Genomic DNA, 21,667 nt, shown 5'->3' with positions numbered 1-21,667 from the left:
CCGTTCTCAGGACTCGATGAAGCCAGAGGCGATGTAGGCCCGACGGATCGGCGGCTTCAGCTCGTCGGGGAAGGCGGTCTGCGGCGGGCGGGCGGGGTGATCACCGACGGGCAGTCCGAGCAACGAAGCGCCGAACTTGAATCCTGCCCCCCAGTGCGTGAACATTCCGGGGCGCGCGGGATGGGACTGGTAGCGACGGCTCGCCTCGCGCATGGCGGTCAAACCGGTCTCGGCGGTGAAGGTGTCGGCGCGCTCGAAATCGCCCTGTATCAGCAATTCTCGCCATTCGCTGAACAGCAATGCGCCCGGCTTTTCGTAGAGGTAGAGCGCCGAACCGAGCGCCCCTGGGTGGGGTATCCCCAACCGGATACCGGCCTCATCGGCCGCTTCCCATAGCACCATCTCCGGCGCCAGCTGATGGATTGCGAGGCTGTGCTGCGCGTCGAGCAGCCCGTTCTTCAACCCGCACAGTGCGGGGATCTCGCGGTAGAGCTCCACGCATTCCTCGGGCGTCAGTATCAGCCCGGTCGAGTGAGAGTTGAAGAAGCCCAGCGGCATATCGGTGCGGTCAGCGACATAGCGCAGGTATTCCAGCACACCGGGCTTTCCGGAGCACTCGAAATAAGGCGTCAGGATGTAGCAGATGTCGGCGCCCAACTCTTGGGCGTTCAGCGTGAGCTCGACGGCCTGCTTAGCCGTGTCGGTGCTCGACATCACCTGCACCAACGCGCCGGGTCTGACCCGTCGGGCCTCCTCGATGGCAACCCGAGCTACTTCCTTGAGTTCGTCGGTGGTCAGTGACCAGAACTCGGCGATGCCGCCGGTCAGCCAGATACCGTCCTGGTCAAGCTCGACCAGGCAGTGCCGCACCAATGCGCGCAACCCTTCGTAGTCGATTTCGTCGCCGTCGAGACCGCAGAACGGGGTGTACAGCGAACTGCAGTTGCCCCACAGGTGCTCGGACGCCCAGTCCTTCGCCTCTTTGCCGGTGACACCTGTGACCACAACCGACTCCTTCTGCATTATTGCCGGACGCGAGTTTCTCGGGCCAGGTGATGACTATCACGTACGCGTCATGGTAGAACCATATCTGCGTCTATTGCAAGGAACAGGTGCATTGCAGATGCACTCGTATCCGCGTATTCCGATAGGGCCGGAGCCGGCAACACAAGGAGCTTGATGTCGCAGAGCATGGAGGGCCGAGTCGCCGTGGTCTCCGGCGCATCGAGAGGTGTCGGCCGGGCCACCGCGATTCGTCTCGCGCAGGACGGCGCGACGGTAGTGCTGCTGGCCCGGCGCAAATTGCTGCTCGACGAGGTTGTGGAGATCATCGGGCCCACCGCCGTCCCGATCGTCACTGATGTCACCAGCAGCCACGACGTGCACGCCGCGTTCGATCAAATCGCCGCGGAGTTCGGCCGCATCGACGTCCTGATCAACTCCGCGGGTGCCAGCCGGATTCGGCTGATCGAAGAAGCCAGCGACGACGACATCGCCGTCACGGTCAACACCAACCTGATCGCCCCCATCTACACGACGCGTGCGGCCATCCCGCTGCTGCGCGCGGCCGGCGGCGGCGACATCATGAACATCTCCTCGGAGATCACCCTGGACGACATGCCGATGATGACCCTCTACGCCGCCACCAAACGTGGCCTCAACGGTTTCACCGGAGCCATGAGCAAGGAGCTGCGACGAGAGGGAATCCGGGTAACCCTGGTCATTCTCGGCGCGGTCGGAGACACCGGAATCGACGAGAACTTCGGCCCGGGCGACCTCGAAAAGGCCTGGCCGCTATGGGAAGCCGACGGCTACCTGACCCGGATGAGTGGGACCCAGCTCCTCACCTCCGCCGCCGTCGCCGAGGTGCTGCACGACGTCATCACCCGGCCCCGTGAATTGATGATGGACGTGGTGCATGTCCGCCCGGCCAGCAGCTGATCCGCCACCGAAACCGCAAAGGAGACACAGTGATTCGACCGATGGATGGCGTGCGGGTGCTGGAGGTGGCACAGTTCACCTTCGTCCCGGCAGCGGGTGCGGTGTTAGCCGACTGGGGCGCCGACGTCATCAAGGTTGAACACGCCGAAAAGGGCGACGCCCAGCGTGGCCTCAGCGCCCTGATGGGCATGCCGGTCGGCACCGGGTCTTTTGCACCCTTGATGGAACACCCCAATCGGGGCAAGCGCAGCGTGGGCCTTGCGCTGGAGCGGCCCGAAGCGCTGGAGATCCTGCACGAACTGATCCGCACCAGCGACGTGTTTCTGACCAACTTTCTGCCTGCGGCGCGCCGGCGGCTGGGCATCGAACTCGACGACGTGCGCAAGATCAACCCGGACATCATCTACGTCCGCGGATCCGGCTTCGGCGCCACCGGCCCGGACAGCGAGAAAGGCGGTTATGACAGCACCGCCTTCTGGGCTCGAGGCGGCAGCGCGCTGGGGACCACCCCGGTGGACTACGACGGCCTGTGCAAGATGCCTGCCGGCGCCTACGGTGATTCGCTGGGCGGAATGACCATCGCCGGGGGCATCGCCGCCGCCCTGTTCGCGCGGCAGCGCACCGGTGAGGCGTCCGTCATCGACGTGTCCTTGCTCGGGGTGGGCGCCTGGGCCAACGCGCTCCCGGTGGGTTTCGCACTTCTCGAAGGCGGCCCGCCGGCGCCCCGCGCGGCCGGCAACTCGGCTCCGACGAACCCGCTGGTCGGCAATTACCGGACCGCCGATAACCGTTGGCTCGTCCTGGCCATGCTGCAGTCGGCGCGGTACTGGCCGGAGTTCTGCCGGCACATCGATCGTGAGGACCTCATCACCGACGAGCGATTCGCCACCGCCGAGGCGCTGATGGGCAATGCGACGGTAGCGGCCGAGATCGTGCAGGAGGTGCTTGCCGCGCGGCCTCTCACCGAATGGGTCACCCGGTTCGCCGGAATGGAAGGCCAGTGGGCTATCGCGCAGGATCCGTGGGAAGTGGGCCAGGACGCCGCTCTGCGGGCCAACGGGCTGATCGTCGAAGTGCTCGACAGTGCGGGCACTGCGCGGGAACTGGTCGCCAATCCGGTCCAGTTTGACGAGAAGCCGATACAGATCACGCGGGCACCGCAATTCGCTGAGCACACCGACGACATTCTGCGAGCGCTCGGCAAGTCCGACGACGAACTGATCGACCTCAAAGTCATTGGTGCGGTGACCTGAGGCAAGCCGCCGCGGCGTCAGGTCGTGGTGCGCAGGATGGCCGCCGAGCAGAACGCCCACAGGTCATCGAGACTGGTCGTCCGCCCGCCGGACAACACCGCCGAGTGCGACGTCGCCAACAGCAGTTCCTGAAGCAGCGCGGCCTGGGTGGCAAGCGGGACGTCGTCCCGGAGCAGGCCTGCCTCGGCAACCGCTTCGAGCAGCTCAACGATGAAGGAATGCAGCGGTTCCAGGGCGTAAGCGAGGTCATTGGGGCGGGACTCGGCGAGCCGCAGGTGCAGCACACTGAGCCCGCGCGCCAGTCGGGCCGGCATCGCGGTGATTTCGGACAGTGCCTCCATCAAGGTCCGCAGCCTCAGCACGGGATCGGCGATGCCTTCACACCGCTCCCGCATCATCGGCATCGCCGTGGTCCGCAAAATCGTCTCGTACACCGCCAACAGCAGGCTGTCTTTGCCGTCGAAGAAGGTGTAGAAGGTGCGCTGGGACATGTTCGATTTGTCGACGACGTCCTGAATGGTGAAGTCGCTTTCGTCGCGCTCCCCTAGCAGCTCTATCGCAGCCGAGACGAAGCGGTCGCTGCGGGCCTGGGCACGCGCGCGGGCATTGCGCAGCGACCGGTCGACACTGTCCCGCTGCCAACTCGGTACTTGCGGTTCCGCCGGCTCGTGATTCTTCTTCGCCTTCAGCTCAGTTGACCGCGCCATGACGCTCCGCTCTCTCCAAGTCGACTTCGGCAAGGAAGTCACCGATGACTTCCCCGACCGTATCTGGGCACTTCTGGTGTGCCGAATGCGCCGCGCCCGCGATCTCGACAAACCGGGCCCGCGGATTGACGTGCGCGAACCGTCGACCCTGTTGCCGACGTGTCGACTCGTCCCGCTCGCCTGCCATCAACAGGGTCGGGCACGCGACGCCGGCCAGCGTGTCATCGGTCAACTCAGGCCAGGCCAGGCTGTCCTGGTGCAGCGCCGTGACCAGGTCGCGCCAGTGCTCGGGCCCATGGGTGGCCTCGTGCAGGCGTCGCAGCGCAAAGGGCCAACTCCGGTACAGATGCTCCAGCCGCGGAGCGCGGTAGTCGCTGGGACGTCCGGTCCCCGGGGAGATGAGCACCAGGGATCGTGCCGTTCCGGGATTCTCCAGCTCCAACGTCAGCGCAATCTCAGCGCCGTAGGAGAAACCCACCACATGCGGGCGGCCCAGGTCCAGGTGGTCAATCAGATAGCGCAGGTCCGAGCGGACATCGTCGCCCGTCGTTGCCGTCGGCTGGAACTCCGACCGGCCGTGGCCGCGAAGATCAGGCAAGATGCAGCGATAACCTGGCCCGAGGGCCGCAGCCAGGCGAGCCCACTCGAACTCGCCGGTAGCGGTCGCACCGTGGACGAACAGAATCGGCTGCGGTCCGTCGCCGACCAGCGTGTAGGCCAATGTCAACCCATCGTGTTGATAGGTGAAGCCACCAGAGATGCCCAGCTGTTCAGTCACGATGCCCGTCAATAACAACGTGGTTCTCGTTCACCGGCAGAGCGCAGGTCCTCTCGGCGACATACGACCGCAATTGGACCTTCATGTGCCTCCCTAGCACCTCGGCTGGTGTTCCAGTGAATGCTTGCATGGCGCCCATGGCGTTCTACCAGTATGAAACGCATAGGTGCCGTCTGACGAGGCTAACACGCTAAAGCTAAGCCAGCTCGTCTATCAATAGCGCGACAGCCGCCTCAACTCCAGGCAATGGACTTGAGTTCGGTGAACTCCTCAATTCCGTGGTGGCCCCATTCCCGGCCGACTCCACTCTGCTTGAATCCGCCGAAGACACCGGTGATGCCCACACCGCTGGGCTGATCCGCCGACCAGCCAGGGCCGGAGTTGCCAAGAGCCTCGGCGTTAGTGGTGGGCGAACCAACGGTCTGCACCGAGACGTTTCCGGCGCGGATCTGGCGGGCGACGTTGAAGCCGCGCGCGGTATTGCCGGCGATGACGCCGCCACCGAGTCCGTAGATCGAATCGTTGGCGATGCGAATCGCTTCGGCTTCGGTCTTGTAGGTGATCACGGTGAGGACCGGACCAAAGATTTCCTCCAAGGAAATCCGCATGTCGTTGCTGGCGTTGATGAATAGCGTCGGCTCGTAGAAGAAACCCTTGGCCAGGTGGGCGGGGCGTTTGCCGCCGAAGACCAGCTCGGCGCCTTCATCGAGGCCGGACCGCACGTACCCCTCTACCCGGGCTCGTTGCTGTTCGCGGATCAACGGGCCGATCAGAGTGTCGGGCTCCCGGGGGTCGCCGACTTTGAGCGACGAAGCCGACTTCTTGGCTCCGTCGACGTACGCGTCGAGCAGGTGCTCCGGTAGCAACATTCTGGTGTGGATGGCGCAGCCCTGCCCGGCATGGATCATCGAGGTGATGATTCCCATGTTGGCGACGTGATCTTCGGGGACGTCGTCCAACACGATCGAAGCGCTTTTGCCGCCGAGCTCGAGCTGGAGGCGTTTGACCGTGGGCGCCGAGGCCGCCATGATGGCCCGCCCGGTCGCGGTGGAGCCGGTGAACGTCACCATGTCGACCAGCGGGTTCGTGGTCATCTCCTCGCCGACTTCTGGCCCGCCGGCGATCACGTTGAGCACGCCGGGGGGAAGCTCGGCATCATGAGCTGCTTTGGCGATCTCGAAAGCATCCAGGGGCGTCCACTGGTGTGGCTTGAGCACGACAGTGCAGCCGGCCGCCAAAGCCGGGAGGACCTTCACGATGTTGAGGAAGAACGGGAAGTTGAACGGGGTAATCGCGGCCACCACACCGACCGGCTCCCGCACGACGGCGTGCCCGGCCATCCCGGTCGGGCCCCCCGCGGGCGGTGACACTTCGGTCCAGCGCACCGCGAGTTCCATTGCCTCGGAAATCCATTCGGCGATGTCGATGGTGCCGCGGACCTGAATGATGTCGGCGAGGAAGCCGACCGATCCAGACTCGGCCATCACCAGCTTTTTGAGCAGATCGTGGCGCTCATCGAGGATGGCGGCGAACCGGCGTAACACCGCGGCGCGTTCCCGCGGCGACGTCCGCGGCCAGGGCCCGTCATCGAAGGCCCGTCTCGCCGCCACGATGGCGGCATGGGTGGCCTTGAGGCCCGCATCGGGAACCGAGCCGATGACCTCCTCGGTGGCCGGGTCGATGACCTCGATGACCCCGACTGTGTCGTCGGCCGTCCAGGCGCCGTCGATGAACATCTTGTCGTAATCCCACCGGTCACTCACGGCGCATACCTCCGTCTCCAGGACTCCGCTCGATAGCGGCCCTTCACACCTGACGCTAACAGCCGCTTCTTTTGAAGAGAACACTATGTTCTTTTTGCACACATGACGTATCTTCTCAGGGGCAGAGATGATTTTCGAAGTAGCCAAACTTCTGTGGGAGGACGCATGGACGACGCACTGGGATATGCGGGACGCCATGTGGTGGTCACCGGCGCCGCGTCCGGAATGGGCGCCGCGACGGCGACGATCCTGACGAAACTGGGAGCACAGGTCACGGCGCTGGATGTCCGGCCGACTGAGGTGTCAGTCGATCGGGTGCTGGAGGTCGACCTGCGCGACCGCGCATCAATCGAGCGTGCGGCCGAGTCCATCGAAAGACCCATCGACGGCTATTTCGGCTGTGCCGGCCTGCCCGGGCCGCCGTTCTCCGGACTGGACGTGATGCTGGTCAACTTCGTGGGGGCACGGCATCTGGTGAACCTGGTCCTGCCCAAGATTCCGGCCGGTGGCGCCATAGCGGTGGTCGCCTCCAACGCCGCCATGGGGTGGCAGCTGGAGTTGGAGCAGCTGATGGAACTGGTGTCCACCGACGGATTCGACGAGGGCAAGCGGTGGTGTGAGGCCAATGACGAGATGGGAGCGGTCGGCGCCTATCCGTTTTCCAAAAAGGCGATCAACGCCTGGGTCGCGTCTCGAGCCGCGACCCTGATCGCCGACGGCATCCGGCTCAACTGCATCAATCCCGGGCCGACGGACACCGCCATGCTGCCTCACTTCGTGGAGTTCGCCGGACAGAACATCATCGACGCCTTCGTCGGCCCGATCCGGCGTCGCTCGACCGCCGAGGAACAGGCGTGGCCGCTGATCTTCCTCAACAGCCCACGATCGAGCTACATCAACGGCGAAGCATTGGTTACCGACGGTGGATTCTTCGGCGCCGTGCAGTCCGGCCAGCTCGACCTCACCAAGATGTTCGATGCCCCGGACACCACCGCCGCCGGGTCGTGACGTTTCGTGACCAGTGGACGAGGAACAGCCGCCCGGGCACACCGAGTCATCCAATGGGGGACGGGCAACACCGGGGCGCACACGTTGCGCTTCCTGCTCGAGGATCCGGCTTTCGACGTGGTCGGGGTGTGGGTGAAGCGAGAGCAGAATGTCGGGCGCACCGCCGGCGAGCTGGCCGGGTTGGCGACGGGCGGCCCGAACGCTACGCATGACGTCGATGATCTCGTCGCGTTGGACGCCGACTGCGTTGTGTACATGGCGGCAGAGCCCACCGGATCTCCCAAAAAGCCCGGCACCGACGGATGGGAAAGCGTCGACACGATGTGCCGACTGTTGGCCAGCGGTAAGAACGTCGTGGCCACCGGCATCTCCGGGCTGACCAACCCGCGGGCATTCGGCGATGATGTCTACGAACGCCTGCGCCAGGCGGGTGAGTCAGGCGGGACCACGTTCTTCGGCACCGGCATCGAACCGGGCTTCATGTGCGATGCGCTGGCACTGAGCCTGAGCAGCATTTCCCGCAACGTCAGGTCGATCCGAGCCCAGGAGTCCCTCAGCTACGCAACATACGACCAGCCCAACTACCACGTATCGCAGGGCGGGATCTGGGGGGCGCCGTGCGACCCGAGCTATGGCGACGCGTTCGCCGGACACATCCTCGCGGCAGGCATGGGCGGCCCTGTGCTTCTGCTCGCCGACGCCCTCGGCGTGACACTCGACGATCTCACGGCCGTCGTCGACCTCGCCGCTGCCGACGAGGACTTCGAGGTTCCGATGGGACCCATAGGCAAGGGCACCGTGGCCGGATACCGCTTCGAGCTACTCGGCATTGTCGGCACGGAAACCAGAATCGCCGTCGAACACATCACCCGGATCCATCCCAACGTGGCGCCGCACTGGCCGTCGGTCGGTTCGGGCGGTTTCCGGGTGATCGTCGAGGGCACACCGTCGTTCACTGCCGAAGTCATTTTCGACGAGGACGACCCGACCACGGCGGGTTGCGTAGCCACAGCAGCGCGAGTCGTGAACTCGATCCCCATCGTGTGTACCGCTCCGCCCGGCGTCTGCTCGTTTCTGGATCTGCCCACGATCAGCGCCGCCGGCTCCTTCACCTGACACCGTCGACCCGCGATCAAACGGGACTGACGTCAGAGTAGACCGCGTGCACCGTGCGGCGGCAGGTCTAGGTAGGTAAGCACCCCGGGAGGCGCGGCGCAGACCGTGGGAATGGCGTTGATGACCGGCGTGACGGCGACGATGTAGCCGGCATGGGTGCTGTCGCCGAAGTCTGAGGTGAGCGACATGTCCACCTTGATGTTGGGCTCACCGTCGATGACCACCCGATAGCAGTCGTCAAGGCCGTGCTCGGGGAAGTCCTCCCGGCGCAGTTTGGTGATGTGCTCGATCACGATGCGTGCCTCACCGTCGACCATCCCCCGGATCTCGAAGGACATGCCCGACACGGTGCCCTTGGCGATGCGGCCCGAGGCGATCTCGAAATCCTCGTCGGCGTGGATGACGTGGTGCGCCTCGTCGATGTTGTCGAGTGTCACGCCTATCGCGTCGGCGAGCATGGCGACGGAGGGTCCCCAGATGCTGGCCGTCACACCGGGCAGCAGAATCATCGAGGAGGAAGTATCGGGCTGGCCGAAACCGTAAAGGCCCAGCTGCGGGTTGTTCCACGGGCCGTAGTTATAGATCTCGAACAGCCTGATCGAGCGGACCTGCTGAATTCGGCTGTTCATCACACTTCTTGGGCACCTACCACGGGCGCGACGAGATCAAGCAGTGGCTGATCCCGGCCATGACCGCGTGGCCGCAAATGAGGTTCCCCGTGCAATGGCGAACCTTCAACGAGGAAGACGGACTCGTCGTGTTCGCCGTCGGCAACGATATGCCCGACGTCGACGGGAACGGGCCGTATTCGGTGCCGTCGTGGACCCTCCTTGAGTATGCGGGTAACAACCAATGGTCACGTGAGGAGGACATCTACAACCCTGACGCCATGCTTAAGATGCTCAGTCGGTGGTGCGATGCCGCAGGCGTCCCATTTCCCGCCCCCGAAATCCACACTTGACCAAGTGCTACAAAGGCGAGGTGCGCTCCGCTTCTTGCACCGAGACCAGCGAGGGATTCCGATGGCCAGAACTGACGATGACACGTGGGACATCAATGAGAGCGTCGGCGCGACCGCGTTAGGGGTTGCCGGCGGGCGGGCGAAAGAGACCCAAAGCGCCGATCCCCTGATCAGCGATCCGTACGCGAAACTGTTCCTCGACGCGGCCGGCGACGGCATCTGGCGGGTTTATCTGGACGATGAATTGCCGGCCGAACTCGTCGAGCTCGACCCGCAATTCGAGGACCGGATGCAGGCAATGCTGGGCTACACCGCGTGCCGGACGAAGTTCTTCGACGAGTACTTCCTCGCCGCGACCCGCGATGGCATCCGGCAGGTCGTGATCCTGGCGGCCGGTCTGGACTCGCGTGCCTGGCGGCTCGCCTGGCCGGCAGGATGTGTGGTTTACGAGATCGACCAGCCCAAGGTGTTGGCTTTCAAGACCGGCACGCTGGAATCCCATGGCGTCAGCTCGGTCGCTTCCCACGTCAGCGTCGGCATCGATCTGCGTCTGGACTGGCCGACGGGGCTGGTGCAGGCCGGGTTCGACGCATCGGTCCCCACCGCGTGGTCAGCCGAGGGGCTGTTGCCGTATTTAACCGCCGACGCCCAGGACCTGTTGTTCGACCGGATCCAGTCGCTCAGCGCTCCCGGGAGCCGGGTCGCGGTCGAAGCATTCACCAACGAGTTCTTCAGCGCGGACAGCTCCGCGCGCCGCAAAGAGCAGACCGAACTGTATCGGAACGTCGCAGTCAAGCTGGGCGGCAAAGACATCACCGAGTCCGGCAACCTGCTCTATGAGGAGGAACGCACCGAGGTCCGCGACTGGTTGCAAGCCCATGGCTGGACCGTCACCGTCGCGACAAACGCAGACGACCTGATGGCCGCCAGTAACCGGGCCGTCCCGGCCGGCCTCGATGCCGCCATTCCGGAGAGCGTGTTCGTCGAAGGCCGACTGCACTGAACTGTGCCGTCGGCCATCAGTCGCTGGCCGGCAGCGGCTTGGCCTCCTTGAGCACCATCGGTGTCGCGCCGATGCTGAGTGAGGCGGCGCCGGCCTTGGTGACCAGCACCTCGGCGCCGCCGTCGTCGACGTAGCGCTTGCCCATCGTGCTGCCGTCGGCGAAGGCCGGGTCGGGCGTGGCGTCGGCGGGCCGCTCGGCGTCCAGCGGCAGCATCGGCCGGCCTCCGCAACGCAGATCGTCGAGGCTCTCAGCGGCTTTGACGACGATCACCTGGGTGTCACACACCTGGCTCTGCAGACGCGTGCCGTTCTTGATCATGTCGGACTCCTTGCTTTCTCGAGGGAAGGGTTCAGTGGTTAGCAGCCGCCGGCGTGAGGTCGTCGAGGATCTCCCGGCGCAGCACCTTGCCGGTCGGTGTGGTCGGCAGCTCCGCTCGGAACACGATGCGGTCCGGCGTACGCGACCCGCGTAGTTTGCCGCGGGCGAACTCGCGCAGCTGCTCGGATGTCGGCGCGGCACCGGCCTCGGGCACGATCACCGCCACGATGATCTGACCCCACTCGGCGTCATCCAGTCCGACGACGACGACCTCGCGGACCTCGGGGTGCTCGACGAGCACGTCCTCGATTTCCGAGGGGGCGATGTTCTCACCGCCCCGGATGATGGTGTCGTCGGATCGCCCGCCGATGAAGAGGTAGCCGTCCTCATCCAGCGTCGCGACGTCTCTGGTCGGGAACCAGCCCTGCGCGTCGAGCACCGAACCGATCTCGGCGTAACGGCCCGACACCTGGGGGCCTCGCACGAACAGCTCACCAGCGGCGCCCGGCCCGAGCACGGTGCCGTCCTCCGCGCGGATCTGCACCTCGATGCCGGGCACCGGCCGCCCCACTGAAGTCAGCCGGCGGCCGGCCGCGTCGTCCCGCGCCTGGTGGGCCATCCGATGGTCGTCGGGGGTGAGCACTGCGATGGTCGAGCTGGTCTCGGTCAACCCATAGGCGTTGACGAAGCCGACCTCCGGTAGCAGGTCGAGTGCCCTTCGAACCAGCGGCCGGGGCACCTTCGATCCGCCGTAGGCGAAGTTGCGCAGCGTCGGAAGCGTGGCGGACTGCTCCTCAAGGACCGCGACGATGCGCGACAGCATGGTCGGCACAACCGTCGCGGTGGTGACCCGCTCCTCGCCGACCAGCCGAACCCATCCGTGCGGCTCGAACCGGCGCAGGTACACGATCGCCCGTCCGGCGTACAGGTTCGACAATGCGGCTCCGACCCCCGCGATGTGATAGGGCGGGACGCACACCAGTGCGGCGTCGGCGGGGTCGGCGGATCCGAACTCGACGGTGCCGGTGACGTAGCTGGTCAGGTTATTGTGCGTCAGCTCAACGGCTTTGGGCCGCGACGTAGTACCTGAGGTGAACAACACCACCGCCACGTCGTCGGGATCGGCGAACGACACAACCGGCTCGGTGGATCGCGCGGCTTCGACGAACTCGTCGGAGCCCATCACCCGGGCGGAACCGGGCACGACGTCGCGGTACTCGACGTCGACCACGATCAGCGGATCGGGTAGCCGATCGATGAGCTGTCGCAGCCCGTCCGCGCTCAGCCGGTAGTTCAGCGGCGTGAACGCCGCGTTCGCGCGCGCCGACGAGAACAGCAGTAGCGGCAGCATCGCTCCCCCGGCGCCCACATAGACCACGTGGGAAGCCCGCGAAGCGGTGATCACGCCCGCGCCGCCGTCGGCCAGCTCGCTGAGATCGGCGGCGGTCAACCGAATGTCGCCGTCTACCACGGCAACCCGGCCGGGATCAGCCGACGTTGCCATTTCCAGAAGCAACGAAATACTCACAGCCCCTCAGCCTTCACCTGCGAATTGGTTCCCCGGCGCCGTCCCCCGGGGAAGCGATCTGATTCTAGACCCGAGCCGACGAATCAGATATATAGTTATATGCTTAGTGGCGTCTAAGTCAACGCGCACCCCTGTCGCCGACGGGTCAGACAGTGCCGCTTGCTGAAGGGAACGTAATGAGCAGCACGCCCGAAATCGCCATCATCGGTGTCGGACTTCATCCTTTCGGGCGCTACGAAGACCGGTCGGCGCTGGAGATGGGTGCCGTGGCGATCAGCAGGGCTCTGCGCGATGCCGGGGTGCAGTGGTCGGACGTCGGCAGCCTTTACGCAGGCAGCCTCGAAGTCTCCAATCCGGAGGCGGTCACCGGCCTGGCCGGAATGACCGGAGTCCCGGCGCGGGCCACCCTGAGCGGCTGCGCAACAGGTAACTCGCTGCTGACTCTGGCATCCCGCGACGTGCAACTTGGCGAGGCCGACATCGCGGTGGGCGTCGGACTGGACAAGCACCCGCGCGGCGCCTTCGGCGCCGACCCGTCGGTGTCGGGGTTGCCGCAGTGGTACGGCGACCAGGGCATGTTCCTGACCACTCACTACTTCGGCACCAAGATCATGCGCTACATGCACGATCACGGCATCACCGAGGAGACCCTGGCCCGGGTGGCGGCCAAGAACTTCGACAACGGTGCGCTGGCCCCGCACGCCTGGCGGCGCAAGCCGATGAGCATCGAGGCGATCCTGAGCTCTCCGATCGTGAATGCTCCACTGCGCCAATACATGTACTGCAGCCCCAACGAGGGAGCCGCCGCCGTGGTGGTGTGCCGGGCCGACAAAGCCAAGCAGTACACCGACACTCCGATCTACCTGCGCTCGACCGCGCTGCGCAGCCGCCGCGACGGCGCCTACGAGCTGCTGCGCACCTCGATCGAGCTGCCGATCGTGCCGGGCACCACCGCCGAGGCAGCCCGCGCCGCCTACGAGTCGGCCGGCATCGGCCCCGAGGACGTCGACGTCGCTCAACTGCAGGACACCGACTCCGGGTCCGAGATCATTCACCTGGCCGAAACGGGACTCTGCAAGGACGGCGAACAGGAAGCACTGCTGGCCGACGGCGCCACCAAGATCGGCGGGCGGCTGCCGGTCAACACCGACGGCGGCCTACTGGCAAACGGCGAACCGGTCGGCGCATCCGGGCTTCGCCAGGTCTACGAACTGGTGCAGCAACTACGCGGCGCCGCAGGCGACCGGCAGGTGCCGAACGATCCGCGGGTCGCGCTGGCCCAGCTCTACGGGGCGCCCGGAACCGCAGCCGTCGCCATCCTCTCCAAGTAACCCAACGAAAGGGAGCATTGCCCATGACGGACACCCAGGCCGAAGCACAGCGCCGCGCCGAGGTGGACCTCGACCACCACTCGCCGGAGTTCCGCGAAAACCCGTACGGCAAATTCCGTGAGATGCGCGAATCCGGTTGCCCGGTAGCGCATTCCGACCACTACGACGGATTCTGGGCGCTGGTCGACTACGCCTCGGTATTCGACGCGGCCCGCGACGACGCCCTGTTCAACTCCTTCCCGTCCGTTGGCGTTCCGGCGAGCGAGCTGCCGCTGCAGATCCTGCCGATCGAGTCGGACCCACCCGAGACCCAGCAACTGCGCGATGTCACGCTCAAGCGGTTCTCACCCGGCTCCGCCGAGCGATTCCGCGAGGGCGCGATCGAGATGACCAACGAGGCGATCGACGCATTCATCGAGCGCGGGGAGTGCGACCTGGTCGGCGAGCTGACCACTCCCCTTCCGGCCCGGCTGATCCTGCGGTTGTTGAACTTCGACGAATCGCGCTACCTGGACTGGGTCGGCTGGGTGCACAGCACGGTGCATGATCGTGCCCACGATCCGGAGAAGGCCGGCATGGCCGGCATGGAGATGTTCGGCGAAATCGTCAAGCACCTGCAGGAGCGGCGGGAGCAGGGACTCGGCGACGAACTCTTCAGCGACATCCTGCGCGGCACGCTGCACGACAAGCCGCTCGACGATGGTCAGATCACCATGTACACGGTGCTGATGATGCTCGGCGGCATGGACACCACCAGCGGGTTCACCGGCAACGTGCTACTGCGACTGTGCAAGGACAAGGATCTGCGTCAGCAGTTCATCGACGATCCGAGCTTGATCAAGAAGGGCACCGACGAGCTGCTGCGGTTGTACACGCCGACCCTTGGCCTGGCGCGCACCGTTTCGCGGGACGCCGAATTCCACGGGCAGTCGTTGTGCAAGGGCGACCGGGCGATTTTGATGTGGGCGGCGGCCAACCGCGACCCGCAGATCTTCTCCGACCCCGACACACTGGATCTGTCGCGTCCGAATGCCAAGAAGCAGATGGCCTTCGGCGTCGGCATGCACCGCTGCCTTGGGTCCCACTACGCGAAGATGATGTTCGAGGTGATGACGGCCCAGGTTCTCAAGCGGATGCCGGACTTCGAATTGGCCGAGGAGCCCAAGCTGTTCGAGGACGCCGGTGAGGTCTACGCGGTGCGCGAACTGCGGGTCAGGTTCACACCGGGACAGCGCGTGAGCTGACCGGCCTCTCATTCGCTCGGCTCCGACGGCCCACCCCGGCCGCTTCGATCGCTAATGCCGAAAAGTTGGAGCGGCGACCACCGAATTGGTTAAATGTTTAGAGCATAGTGGGCCGGACGGGAGGTGCGCGGTGACTGCTGGCACCGTCGCCGCACTGCTGGACGGGTGCGCCGCCGGCAGGCCGGACCGGCCGTTGTTGCGCGACGTCACGGGCGAGACGTTGACCGTGGCCGACGTCGCCACGCTGTCCTGCGCCACCGCGGGTTGGCTGTGGGATGCCGGAGTGAGACCGGGCATGACGGTCGCCTGGCAGCTGCCCTCGCACGTCAACGCGGCGCTCGTGATGCTGGCGCTGGCCCGCATGCCCGTCATCCAGGCCCCGCTGCTGCACTTGTACCGACTCCGCGAAGTGCGCGCCGCGGCTGAGGTCGCGGGTATCGACATGCTTCTGGTCGACGAGTCGACGGCCGCGAACGCCACACCGGACACGCCCATTGTGACGGTGCCGGGCGACCTCATCTCCCGACTCGAGAATGCAACGGCCCCAACATGTTCCGACGGACCGCCGTCCTCGACGGATCCGAGCTGGGTGTATTTCACCTCCGGCACCACCGGCCGACCCAAGGGTGTGCGTCACAGTGATGCCACCCTGCTCAGCGCGGCGCGCGGTTATGTCGCCCATCTCGGGGTAGGCAGCCATCCCAGGGAAGTCGGCACGATCGCCTTCCCCATCGCGCACGTCGGCGGCATGGTCTATCTGGCCACCGCGCTGCTCGGCGACTTTCCGGTGCTGCTGGTACCGAAGGTCAGCGCGGAGCACCTTCCCGGGCTGCTCGCCGAGCACGAGGTGACGGTCACCGGGGCGAGCACCGCTTTCTACCAGATGCTGGTTGCCGCCCAAATGGCCTCGCCGAGAAGCGAATTGCTGATGCCATCATTGCGGATGCTGATCGGCGGGGGCGCTCCCTGCCCGCCCGAGGTACACCGGCAAGTGCGAGAACACCTGCGGGTGCCGGTCGTGCACGCCTACGGCATGACCGAAGCCCCGATGATCTGTGTCAGCGAATTCACCGACAGCGCCGAACAACTCGCCAACAGTGCGGGCCGACCGATCCCCGGATCACAGGTGCGCATCGGCGCCGGCGGCGAGATCGAGCTGCGCGGCGGCAACCTGACCCCGGGATATTTGCAGCGCGAGCAATGGGCCGACGCGCTCACCGCGGACGGATGGTTCCGCAGCGGCGACCGTGGCCACCTCCGTCCAGACGGGCGCATCGTCGTCACCGGCCGCACCAAGGATCTGATCATCCGCAAGGGCGAGAACGTGGCACCCGACGAGCTCGAGAACGAATTGCTGGCCCATCCCCTGGTCGACGAGATCGCCGTGCTGGGCCAGCCCGACGAGCTGCGCGGTGAGCTGGTGTGCGCGGTGGTGCGACGCTCGTCTCGCCACCGCGACGTCACCCTCGACGAGCTGTGCACGTTCCTCGACGAACGTGGGCTGATGAAGCAGAAGTGGCCCGAGCGACTCGTCCTTGTCGACGAGTTCCCGCTGACGGGACTCGGCAAGGTCGCCAAGTCCGAGCTGGCCCGCCTGATCGCAGGAGGAACCCGTTGACATCGTTGTCCGCTGACGAACGTCAGGAACTCGCGCAATCCGTGCGGTCCGCCTGTGAGCGACTGGCACCCGAGCAGCGGGTACGCGCGATCGCGTATAGCGAGGGAAACCTTGGCGGAGACGGGCATTCCGGCTTCGACACGGCACTCTGGGACGTGCTGTGCAACCAGGTGGGGGTGGCCGCCATCGCACTGCCCGAGCACCTCGGCGGTGCTGGTTACGGCGCGTCCGCGCTGGGGGTGGTGGCCCACGAGCTCGGCCGCGCGCTGGCCCCGGTGCCGTTCGTCAGTTCCACGGTGCTTGCCACCGGGCTGCTGCTCGACTTGACCGAGCGCGACCCCGATGCTGACAAGCGACTCAAGGGGCTCATCGAAGGTCGCCGCACCGCCACGGCAGCTCTCACCGGCGACGGCGGGTTGTGGCGCCGGTCCGCGGTGACGCTGAGCGCCGCGCGCACTGGGGACGGCTGGCACATCAACGGTACGGTGCGCCACGTGCTGGGCGGTAACGCCGCGGACGACCTGGTCGTGGTCGCCGTCGCAGACGACGGCGAACCGGCGGTGTTCCTGCTCGACCGGACCGTCGACGGCGTGGTCGCCGAGGCCGAACGCGTACTCGATGGCACCAGGCCGATGGCCACCATCACGCTGAGCTCAGCGCCTGCGGTGCGACTGTCCGGCGACGGCCCCCTCGGTGACGTCGTCGACCGCAATGTCGACGTGGCGCTGGCGGTGCTGTCGGCCGAACAGGTCGGCGCGTGCGAACGAGTGCTCGAGATCGCCACCGACTACGCCCGCACCCGCGAGCAGTTCGGACGGCGGATCGGCAGCTTTCAGGCCATCAAGCACAAGTGCGCCGACATGCTGGTCGATCTCGAGTGGGCGCGGTCGGCATCGCAGGCGGCCTTGGAGGCTCTCGACGATCCGGATGCTGCGGCCGCCGGCGAAGCGGACTGGCGCGCGAGCATGGCCAAGGCGGTGTGCTCAGAGGCGCTGCGCAGCGCCGCGAAGGCGAACGTCCAGATTCACGGCGGCATCGGCTTCACCTGGGAGGATTCCGCGCACCTGTACTTCCGCCGCGCCCGCACCGACGAGGTCGTCTTCGGCGCTCCGGGCCAACATTGGGACCGGTTGTCGGCGCTGGCCAAGCTGCTGTAGGCGGCCGCGACAAGGCCGGTAGAAGTTGCCTTGCCCGCCTTTCATGCGGGCGACTAGACTCACCTCGATATAACTAAATGTTTTTATATTTCGACCCCCATATTGCATTCGTCCTTAGGAGCCATCCGTGCCGCTGCACCCGTCCTACGTCAAGGAGTGACCGGTGTCGGCTTCCCCTGATGTCGTAGCTGATGTCGACGCGCTGCGCGCGGAAATCCGCTCGTTCCTGGACAGCGCACCGAAGCCGGCCGGGCTACGGAACTACGGGCCCACCCCCACCGCGGCCGACGTCGAACCCGGCCGGATCTGGCACCGCTACCTCGCTGACCACGGCTACGCCTGCCTGCATTGGCCGCGCGAATTCGGCGGCGCCGCAGCGACCGTGGCGTACCAGGCGGTCTTCGCCGAGGAGTGCGCACGAGCCGACGTGCCGCGTCAGCTGAACATCACCGGCGCCGACCTGGTCGGCCCGGTGCTGATCAAGTTCGGCAGCCCGCAGCAGAAGGATCGTTACCTGGAGCCGATCAGGCTGGGCGGCGACGTCTGGTGTCAGCTCTTCTCCGAGCCCGGCGCCGGATCCGACCTGGCCGGCGTGCGCACCCGCGCCGAGCGCACCGCGACTGGTTGGCGGATCGATGGCCAGAAGGTGTGGAGTTCGGCGGCTGCCTCGGCCCGCTTCGGGCTGCTGCTCGCCCGCACCGGCCCGGACAAGCACCGTGGCTTGTCGATGTTCGTCGTGCCGATGGAAATCCCGGGCGTCACGGTGCGCCCGCTGACGCAGATGGACGGTGAAAGCAAGTTCAACGAAGTCTTCTTCGACGGCGCCGAACTCGACGACGATGCCCTGATCGGTGCGGTCGGCCAGGGCTGGACGGTGGCGATGGTGACGCTGGGCCGTGAGCGCCTGACTTTGGGTTCGCAGGCGGTGTCGATGTTCCGCCTGCACGAACGCATGGTCGATGCCGCCCGTGATCACGATCTGCTCGACCCGGTGCTGTCGCGGTCGATGACCCGGCTGTGGGCCAGGATGTGGCTGCTGCGCTATACCTGGCAGCGCGCCATCGACTCGGGCGACCTGACGTCGCCGGCCTTCTCGGTGCTCAAGCTGATGACCTCGGAAACCGATCAGGACCTGGGCGACATGGCCACCGAAGTACTGGGTACCGACGCGTGCACCGACCCGCAGGACGACGGGCTGGTGCATCACATGATGGTCGGGCGGGCGCAGACAATCCTGGGCGGCACCAGCGAGATCCAGCGCAACATCCTCGGTGAGCGGGTGCTCGGGCTCCCCAAAGAACCGCGATGACAGCACGTTTGACCGCGGCTGACATCACCGCCGCGTTGCGCGGTGTGCTGCGCTCCGGAATGACGGTCGCCCTCGGCGACGGGGTGGGCGCGCTGCGCTGCGTCGACGACGGCGGCTCGGTTGGCGCGGCGCTGAGCGCCGCGGCCCGAGAGGTCGGATCGGTGCGGCTGGTGCTGGGTTGGCTGCCCGCCCCGGTCGACGGCCTCGACACCGACGCGTTCGCTGACGTGGTTGCGTTGATGCCAGGCTGGGGGGTGCGCGAGATACTGCGCAGCCCCAAGGCGCGGTTCCTGCCGACGCGGTTGGCGGCGATCCCTGCTCTGCTGGCCGACGTGCTGCGGCCCGATGTGCTGCTGACCCGGGTGGTACGCCGGAATGGCTTACTGCAGCTCGGCACCGAGGTCTCCTGGCAACGCGCTGTAATCGACTGCGGCACCAGGACTCTCGCGGTCATCGACACCTCGGCACCGGCGGCGGATGCCGGGCCTGCACTCGACCCGTCCGGCGTCGAAGTGCTCGGCACCGTCGGCAGCGGACCGGCTCGAGTCCCTGAGCGCGAGCCCGAACCGATTCACGACGCCTTGGCCGACGCGGTACTGCAGTGGCTCCCTGACGACGCCCGAATCCAGTACGGACCAGGGCAACTCGGCACCGCCTTGCTGCGACGGGCGCAGGTGCCGTTGTACATCGACACCGGGTTGCTCACCGACGCCGTCGTCGACCTCGACCGGCGCGGCCTGCTGGCGGGCACCCCGTCGGCGACGTATCTACTGGGCAGCGACTCGCTCTATGACTGGGCCGACGGGCGCCCGATCCTGCGTGGGCTCGACTACACCCACGACCTCACCCGGCTGTCGCGCGGCCGGCCGCTGGTCGCGGTGAACACCGCCATCGAGGTCGACCAGTACGGGCAGATCAACGTCGAAGGCGTGCGCGACAAGGTGATCGGCGGCATCGGCGGACACCCCGACTATTGCGCCGCCGCCCGCATGAGCAGCGGCGGACTGTCGATCATCGCGGTTCCGACGAGGGTGAACGGGCGCTCGTCGCTGGTCGAGCAGCTGAGCCGGCCTGCTTCCACACCCGCCCACGACGTCGACCTGATCGTCACCGAGTCCGGACACGTCGATCTGCGCGCGGCGGACTGGTCGCAGCGCCGCGCGCTGATCGCCGAATTATTTGGGCAGTAAAGGAGATAACACGTAATGGCTGAACATCCCCTGGCCGGCAAGGTCGTCCTGGTCACGGGCGGCGGACGGGGCATCGGCCGCGCCCACTGCCTCGAGCTGGCCAGCCAGGGTGCGGCGGTCGTCGTCAACGACCCGGGCGTGGGCCGGGACGGTTCCAGCGCTGACGGAGCAGGACCGGCGGCCGACGTCGTCGCCGAAATCGAGGCGTCCGGCGGCAAGGCCGTCGCGCACTCCGGTTCGGTGTCGGCATGGGACGACGTCGCCGACATGGTGTCGACCGCCGTCGACACCTTCGGCTCCCTCACCGGTGTGGTGAACAACGCGGGCATCCTGCGCGATTCCATGGTGGCAGCCGCCAGCGAGGCCGACTGGGATGCCATCATCGCCGTACATCTCAAAGGCACCTTCGCCGTCACCCGACATGCCTGCGAGTACTGGCGCGCTCAGTTCAAGGCGGGCGACCCCGTCGACGCCCACATCGTCAACACGGTGTCCGGCGCCGGCTTGTGGGGCAACGTCGGGCAGAGCGCGTACGGCGCGGCCAAGGCCGCAATCGCCAACCTGACGCTTGTCACCGCGATGGAGGCACAGCGTTACGGTGTTGCGGTCAACGCGATTTCGCCGCTGGCAGCGTCGCGGATGACCGCTGAGGTGTTCGCCGCCCGTGCCGACGATCCAGCGCTGGATCCCGCCCGCAGCTCCGCCGTGGTGGCCTGGCTGCAATCTGGGCAGTCGTCCTGGCTCACCGGGCAGATCCTGCGCATCAACGGCGACAAGCTCACCCGCATCGAGGGCTTCACCGAAGCACCCGGCGCCTACCACGCCAAAGGCGGCGCCGCGCTGTCGTTTTCGGAGATCGGGCAGGCGGTCAGCTGGCTCTACGGCATCTCACCGCGCGGGCTGGCCGGGCCGCTGCCGACGGCCTGAACTCCGGACGGATTACGGTGCCCCACCGTCGGCGTAGATGGTCTGTCCGGTGACGAACGCGCAGATGTCCGACAGCAGGAAGGCGATCAGCGCGCCGATCTCATCGGGCTGGCCGGGGCGGCCGAGCGCGGCGTCGAACCCGAAGTCCTCCACCAGCGCCCGCTCGAGGGCCTCGTCGTAGGGATAGCCCTTGCTCTCGGCGACATATCCGCGGACGGCGTGCAGCGCATCGGTTTCCACCGCACCGGGTGCGACACTGTTGGCCCGGATGCCCGCGTGCCCATGCGTGCGGGCGATGCCGCGGGTGAACGTGGCAACGGCGGCTTTGAGGCTCGCGTACGGCAGCCGCGGCTCATGCGGCGCGCGTGCCGAATACGCGGCGGTGGTCACGATTGCGCCTCCGTTGACCGCGAGGTGCGGTAGCGCGGCTTGCACGCTACGAGTGGTCGCCAACAGGACGTCGTGAAACGCGGTGTCCCACGCGTCGTCGTCGGAGTCGATGGGCATCATCCCG

Annotated in this window: 21 protein-coding genes; 13 read left to right on the top strand and 8 right to left on the bottom strand. The window is 66.4% G+C overall.

Translation table 11 applies throughout. The features are described 5' to 3' along the window. Positions 1–6: 6 nt before the first annotated feature. Positions 7–1,005, bottom strand: a complete 999-nt coding sequence (locus tag VGG53_RS05840) for a dihydrodipicolinate synthase family protein (protein ID WP_331517045.1) — start codon at positions 1,003–1,005, stop codon at positions 7–9. 174 nt (positions 1,006–1,179) lie between these two features. Here VGG53_RS05840 and VGG53_RS05835 point away from each other — a divergent pair, with 174 nt between their 5' ends. Further along, positions 1,180–1,941, top strand: a complete 762-nt coding sequence (locus VGG53_RS05835; protein ID WP_331517044.1) for an SDR family oxidoreductase — start codon at positions 1,180–1,182, stop codon at positions 1,939–1,941. A gap of 41 nt (positions 1,942–1,982) precedes the next feature. Next, positions 1,983–3,194: a CoA transferase gene (locus VGG53_RS05830; protein ID WP_331517053.1), complete on the top strand. Its 1,212-nt coding sequence runs from the start codon at positions 1,983–1,985 to the stop codon at positions 3,192–3,194. A 17-nt stretch (positions 3,195–3,211) separates the two neighbouring features. Here VGG53_RS05830 and VGG53_RS05825 read toward each other — a convergent pair whose 3' ends face one another. From VGG53_RS05825 to VGG53_RS05815, 3 genes are all read right to left on the bottom strand, one after another. Then, positions 3,212–3,901 carry a helix-turn-helix domain-containing protein gene (locus VGG53_RS05825; RefSeq protein WP_331517043.1) on the bottom strand — a complete coding sequence of 230 codons (690 nt, stop codon included), beginning with the start codon at positions 3,899–3,901 and terminating at the stop codon, positions 3,212–3,214. After that, on the bottom strand, positions 3,885–4,679 hold the full coding sequence (locus VGG53_RS05820; protein ID WP_331517042.1) for an alpha/beta hydrolase: 795 nt from the start codon (positions 4,677–4,679) through the stop codon (positions 3,885–3,887). Before VGG53_RS05820 ends, VGG53_RS05825 begins: the two co-directional genes overlap by 17 nt. A 233-nt stretch (positions 4,680–4,912) precedes the next feature. Beyond that, positions 4,913–6,442, bottom strand: coding sequence for an aldehyde dehydrogenase family protein (locus tag VGG53_RS05815; RefSeq protein WP_331517041.1), 1,530 nt, complete (start codon positions 6,440–6,442; stop codon positions 4,913–4,915). A 165-nt stretch (positions 6,443–6,607) separates the two neighbouring features. On the opposite strand from VGG53_RS05815, the gene VGG53_RS05810 reads away from it, so the two are divergent. Continuing rightward, on the top strand, positions 6,608–7,450 hold the full coding sequence (locus tag VGG53_RS05810) for a coniferyl-alcohol dehydrogenase (protein WP_331517040.1): 843 nt from the start codon (positions 6,608–6,610) through the stop codon (positions 7,448–7,450). Between the two features lie 6 nt (positions 7,451–7,456). After that, positions 7,457–8,566, top strand: coding sequence for a dihydrodipicolinate reductase (locus tag VGG53_RS05805; RefSeq protein WP_331517039.1), 1,110 nt, complete (start codon positions 7,457–7,459; stop codon positions 8,564–8,566). A 32-nt stretch (positions 8,567–8,598) separates the two neighbouring features. Here the strand turns inward: VGG53_RS05805 and VGG53_RS05800 are convergent, their stop codons facing one another. Continuing rightward, positions 8,599–9,195 (bottom strand): hypothetical protein, encoded by a 597-nt coding sequence (locus VGG53_RS05800; protein ID WP_331517038.1) that lies wholly within the window; start codon positions 9,193–9,195, stop codon positions 8,599–8,601. Positions 9,196–9,203: 8 nt separating this feature from the next. Between VGG53_RS05800 and VGG53_RS05795 the strand changes: the two genes are divergently transcribed. Further along, positions 9,204–9,527 carry a hypothetical protein gene (locus VGG53_RS05795; protein WP_331517037.1) on the top strand — a complete coding sequence of 108 codons (324 nt, stop codon included), beginning with the start codon at positions 9,204–9,206 and terminating at the stop codon, positions 9,525–9,527. Between the two features lie 61 nt (positions 9,528–9,588). Next, positions 9,589–10,530 (top strand): class I SAM-dependent methyltransferase, encoded by a 942-nt coding sequence (locus VGG53_RS05790; RefSeq protein ID WP_331517036.1) that lies wholly within the window; start codon positions 9,589–9,591, stop codon positions 10,528–10,530. A gap of 16 nt (positions 10,531–10,546) precedes the next feature. Here VGG53_RS05790 and VGG53_RS05785 read toward each other — a convergent pair whose 3' ends face one another. Beyond that, positions 10,547–10,849 carry a hypothetical protein gene (locus VGG53_RS05785; protein ID WP_331517035.1) on the bottom strand — a complete coding sequence of 101 codons (303 nt, stop codon included), beginning with the start codon at positions 10,847–10,849 and terminating at the stop codon, positions 10,547–10,549. A 31-nt stretch (positions 10,850–10,880) separates the two neighbouring features. After that, entirely contained in the window at positions 10,881–12,377 is a 1,497-nt protein-coding gene (locus VGG53_RS05780) for a class I adenylate-forming enzyme family protein (RefSeq protein WP_331517034.1), read from the bottom strand. Positions 12,378–12,553: 176 nt separating this feature from the next. Here VGG53_RS05780 and VGG53_RS05775 point away from each other — a divergent pair, with 176 nt between their 5' ends. The 7 genes from VGG53_RS05775 to VGG53_RS05745 all read left to right on the top strand — a co-directional run bounded on the left by VGG53_RS05775 (position 12,554) and on the right by VGG53_RS05745 (position 21,153). After that, positions 12,554–13,708, top strand: a complete 1,155-nt coding sequence (locus VGG53_RS05775; RefSeq protein WP_331517033.1) for a thiolase family protein — start codon at positions 12,554–12,556, stop codon at positions 13,706–13,708. Between the two features lie 23 nt (positions 13,709–13,731). Further along, complete coding sequence (locus VGG53_RS05770) at positions 13,732–14,952, top strand: cytochrome P450 (RefSeq protein ID WP_331517032.1); 1,221 nt, start codon at positions 13,732–13,734, stop codon at positions 14,950–14,952. A gap of 130 nt (positions 14,953–15,082) precedes the next feature. Then, positions 15,083–16,570 carry a class I adenylate-forming enzyme family protein gene (locus tag VGG53_RS05765; RefSeq protein WP_331517031.1) on the top strand — a complete coding sequence of 496 codons (1,488 nt, stop codon included), beginning with the start codon at positions 15,083–15,085 and terminating at the stop codon, positions 16,568–16,570. Continuing rightward, positions 16,567–17,727, top strand: coding sequence for an acyl-CoA dehydrogenase family protein (locus tag VGG53_RS05760; RefSeq protein WP_331517030.1), 1,161 nt, complete (start codon positions 16,567–16,569; stop codon positions 17,725–17,727). The genes VGG53_RS05765 and VGG53_RS05760 overlap by 4 nt, the downstream gene beginning before the upstream one ends. A 163-nt stretch (positions 17,728–17,890) precedes the next feature. Further along, positions 17,891–19,036, top strand: coding sequence for an acyl-CoA dehydrogenase family protein (locus tag VGG53_RS05755; protein ID WP_331517029.1), 1,146 nt, complete (start codon positions 17,891–17,893; stop codon positions 19,034–19,036). Beyond that, the gene (locus VGG53_RS05750; RefSeq protein ID WP_331517028.1) at positions 19,033–20,226 is read left to right on the top strand and encodes an acetyl-CoA hydrolase/transferase C-terminal domain-containing protein; all 1,194 of its coding nucleotides are present in this window, start codon (positions 19,033–19,035) and stop codon (positions 20,224–20,226) included. The genes VGG53_RS05755 and VGG53_RS05750 overlap by 4 nt, the downstream gene beginning before the upstream one ends. A gap of 15 nt (positions 20,227–20,241) precedes the next feature. Further along, on the top strand, positions 20,242–21,153 hold the full coding sequence (locus VGG53_RS05745) for an SDR family NAD(P)-dependent oxidoreductase (RefSeq protein WP_331517027.1): 912 nt from the start codon (positions 20,242–20,244) through the stop codon (positions 21,151–21,153). A gap of 12 nt (positions 21,154–21,165) precedes the next feature. Here VGG53_RS05745 and VGG53_RS05740 read toward each other — a convergent pair. Next, positions 21,166–21,667 (bottom strand): SDR family NAD(P)-dependent oxidoreductase (locus VGG53_RS05740; RefSeq protein ID WP_331517026.1); only part of this gene is annotated, 502 nt, incomplete at its 5' end.

This window comes from Mycobacterium sp. (assembly GCF_036490025.1).
Classification (GTDB): domain Bacteria; phylum Actinomycetota; class Actinomycetes; order Mycobacteriales; family Mycobacteriaceae; genus Mycobacterium.
This window is presented reverse-complemented; position numbering and strand designations above follow the sequence as displayed.

Coding starts and splice junctions, on each gene's coding strand:
- VGG53_RS05835 (WP_331517044.1), top strand. CDS start 1,180: ATGTCGCAGAGCATGGAGGGCCGAGTCGCCGTGGTCTCCGGCGCATCG.
- VGG53_RS05830 (WP_331517053.1), top strand. CDS start 1,983: ATGGATGGCGTGCGGGTGCTGGAGGTGGCACAGTTCACCTTCGTCCCG.
- VGG53_RS05825 (WP_331517043.1), bottom strand. CDS start 3,901: ATGGCGCGGTCAACTGAGCTGAAGGCGAAGAAGAATCACGAGCCGGCG.
- VGG53_RS05810 (WP_331517040.1), top strand. CDS start 6,608: ATGGACGACGCACTGGGATATGCGGGACGCCATGTGGTGGTCACCGGC.
- VGG53_RS05800 (WP_331517038.1), bottom strand. CDS start 9,195: ATGAACAGCCGAATTCAGCAGGTCCGCTCGATCAGGCTGTTCGAGATC.
- VGG53_RS05790 (WP_331517036.1), top strand. CDS start 9,589: ATGGCCAGAACTGACGATGACACGTGGGACATCAATGAGAGCGTCGGC.
- VGG53_RS05785 (WP_331517035.1), bottom strand. CDS start 10,849: ATGATCAAGAACGGCACGCGTCTGCAGAGCCAGGTGTGTGACACCCAG.
- VGG53_RS05775 (WP_331517033.1), top strand. CDS start 12,554: ATGAGCAGCACGCCCGAAATCGCCATCATCGGTGTCGGACTTCATCCT.
- VGG53_RS05770 (WP_331517032.1), top strand. CDS start 13,732: ATGACGGACACCCAGGCCGAAGCACAGCGCCGCGCCGAGGTGGACCTC.
- VGG53_RS05750 (WP_331517028.1), top strand. CDS start 19,033: ATGACAGCACGTTTGACCGCGGCTGACATCACCGCCGCGTTGCGCGGT.
- VGG53_RS05745 (WP_331517027.1), top strand. CDS start 20,242: ATGGCTGAACATCCCCTGGCCGGCAAGGTCGTCCTGGTCACGGGCGGC.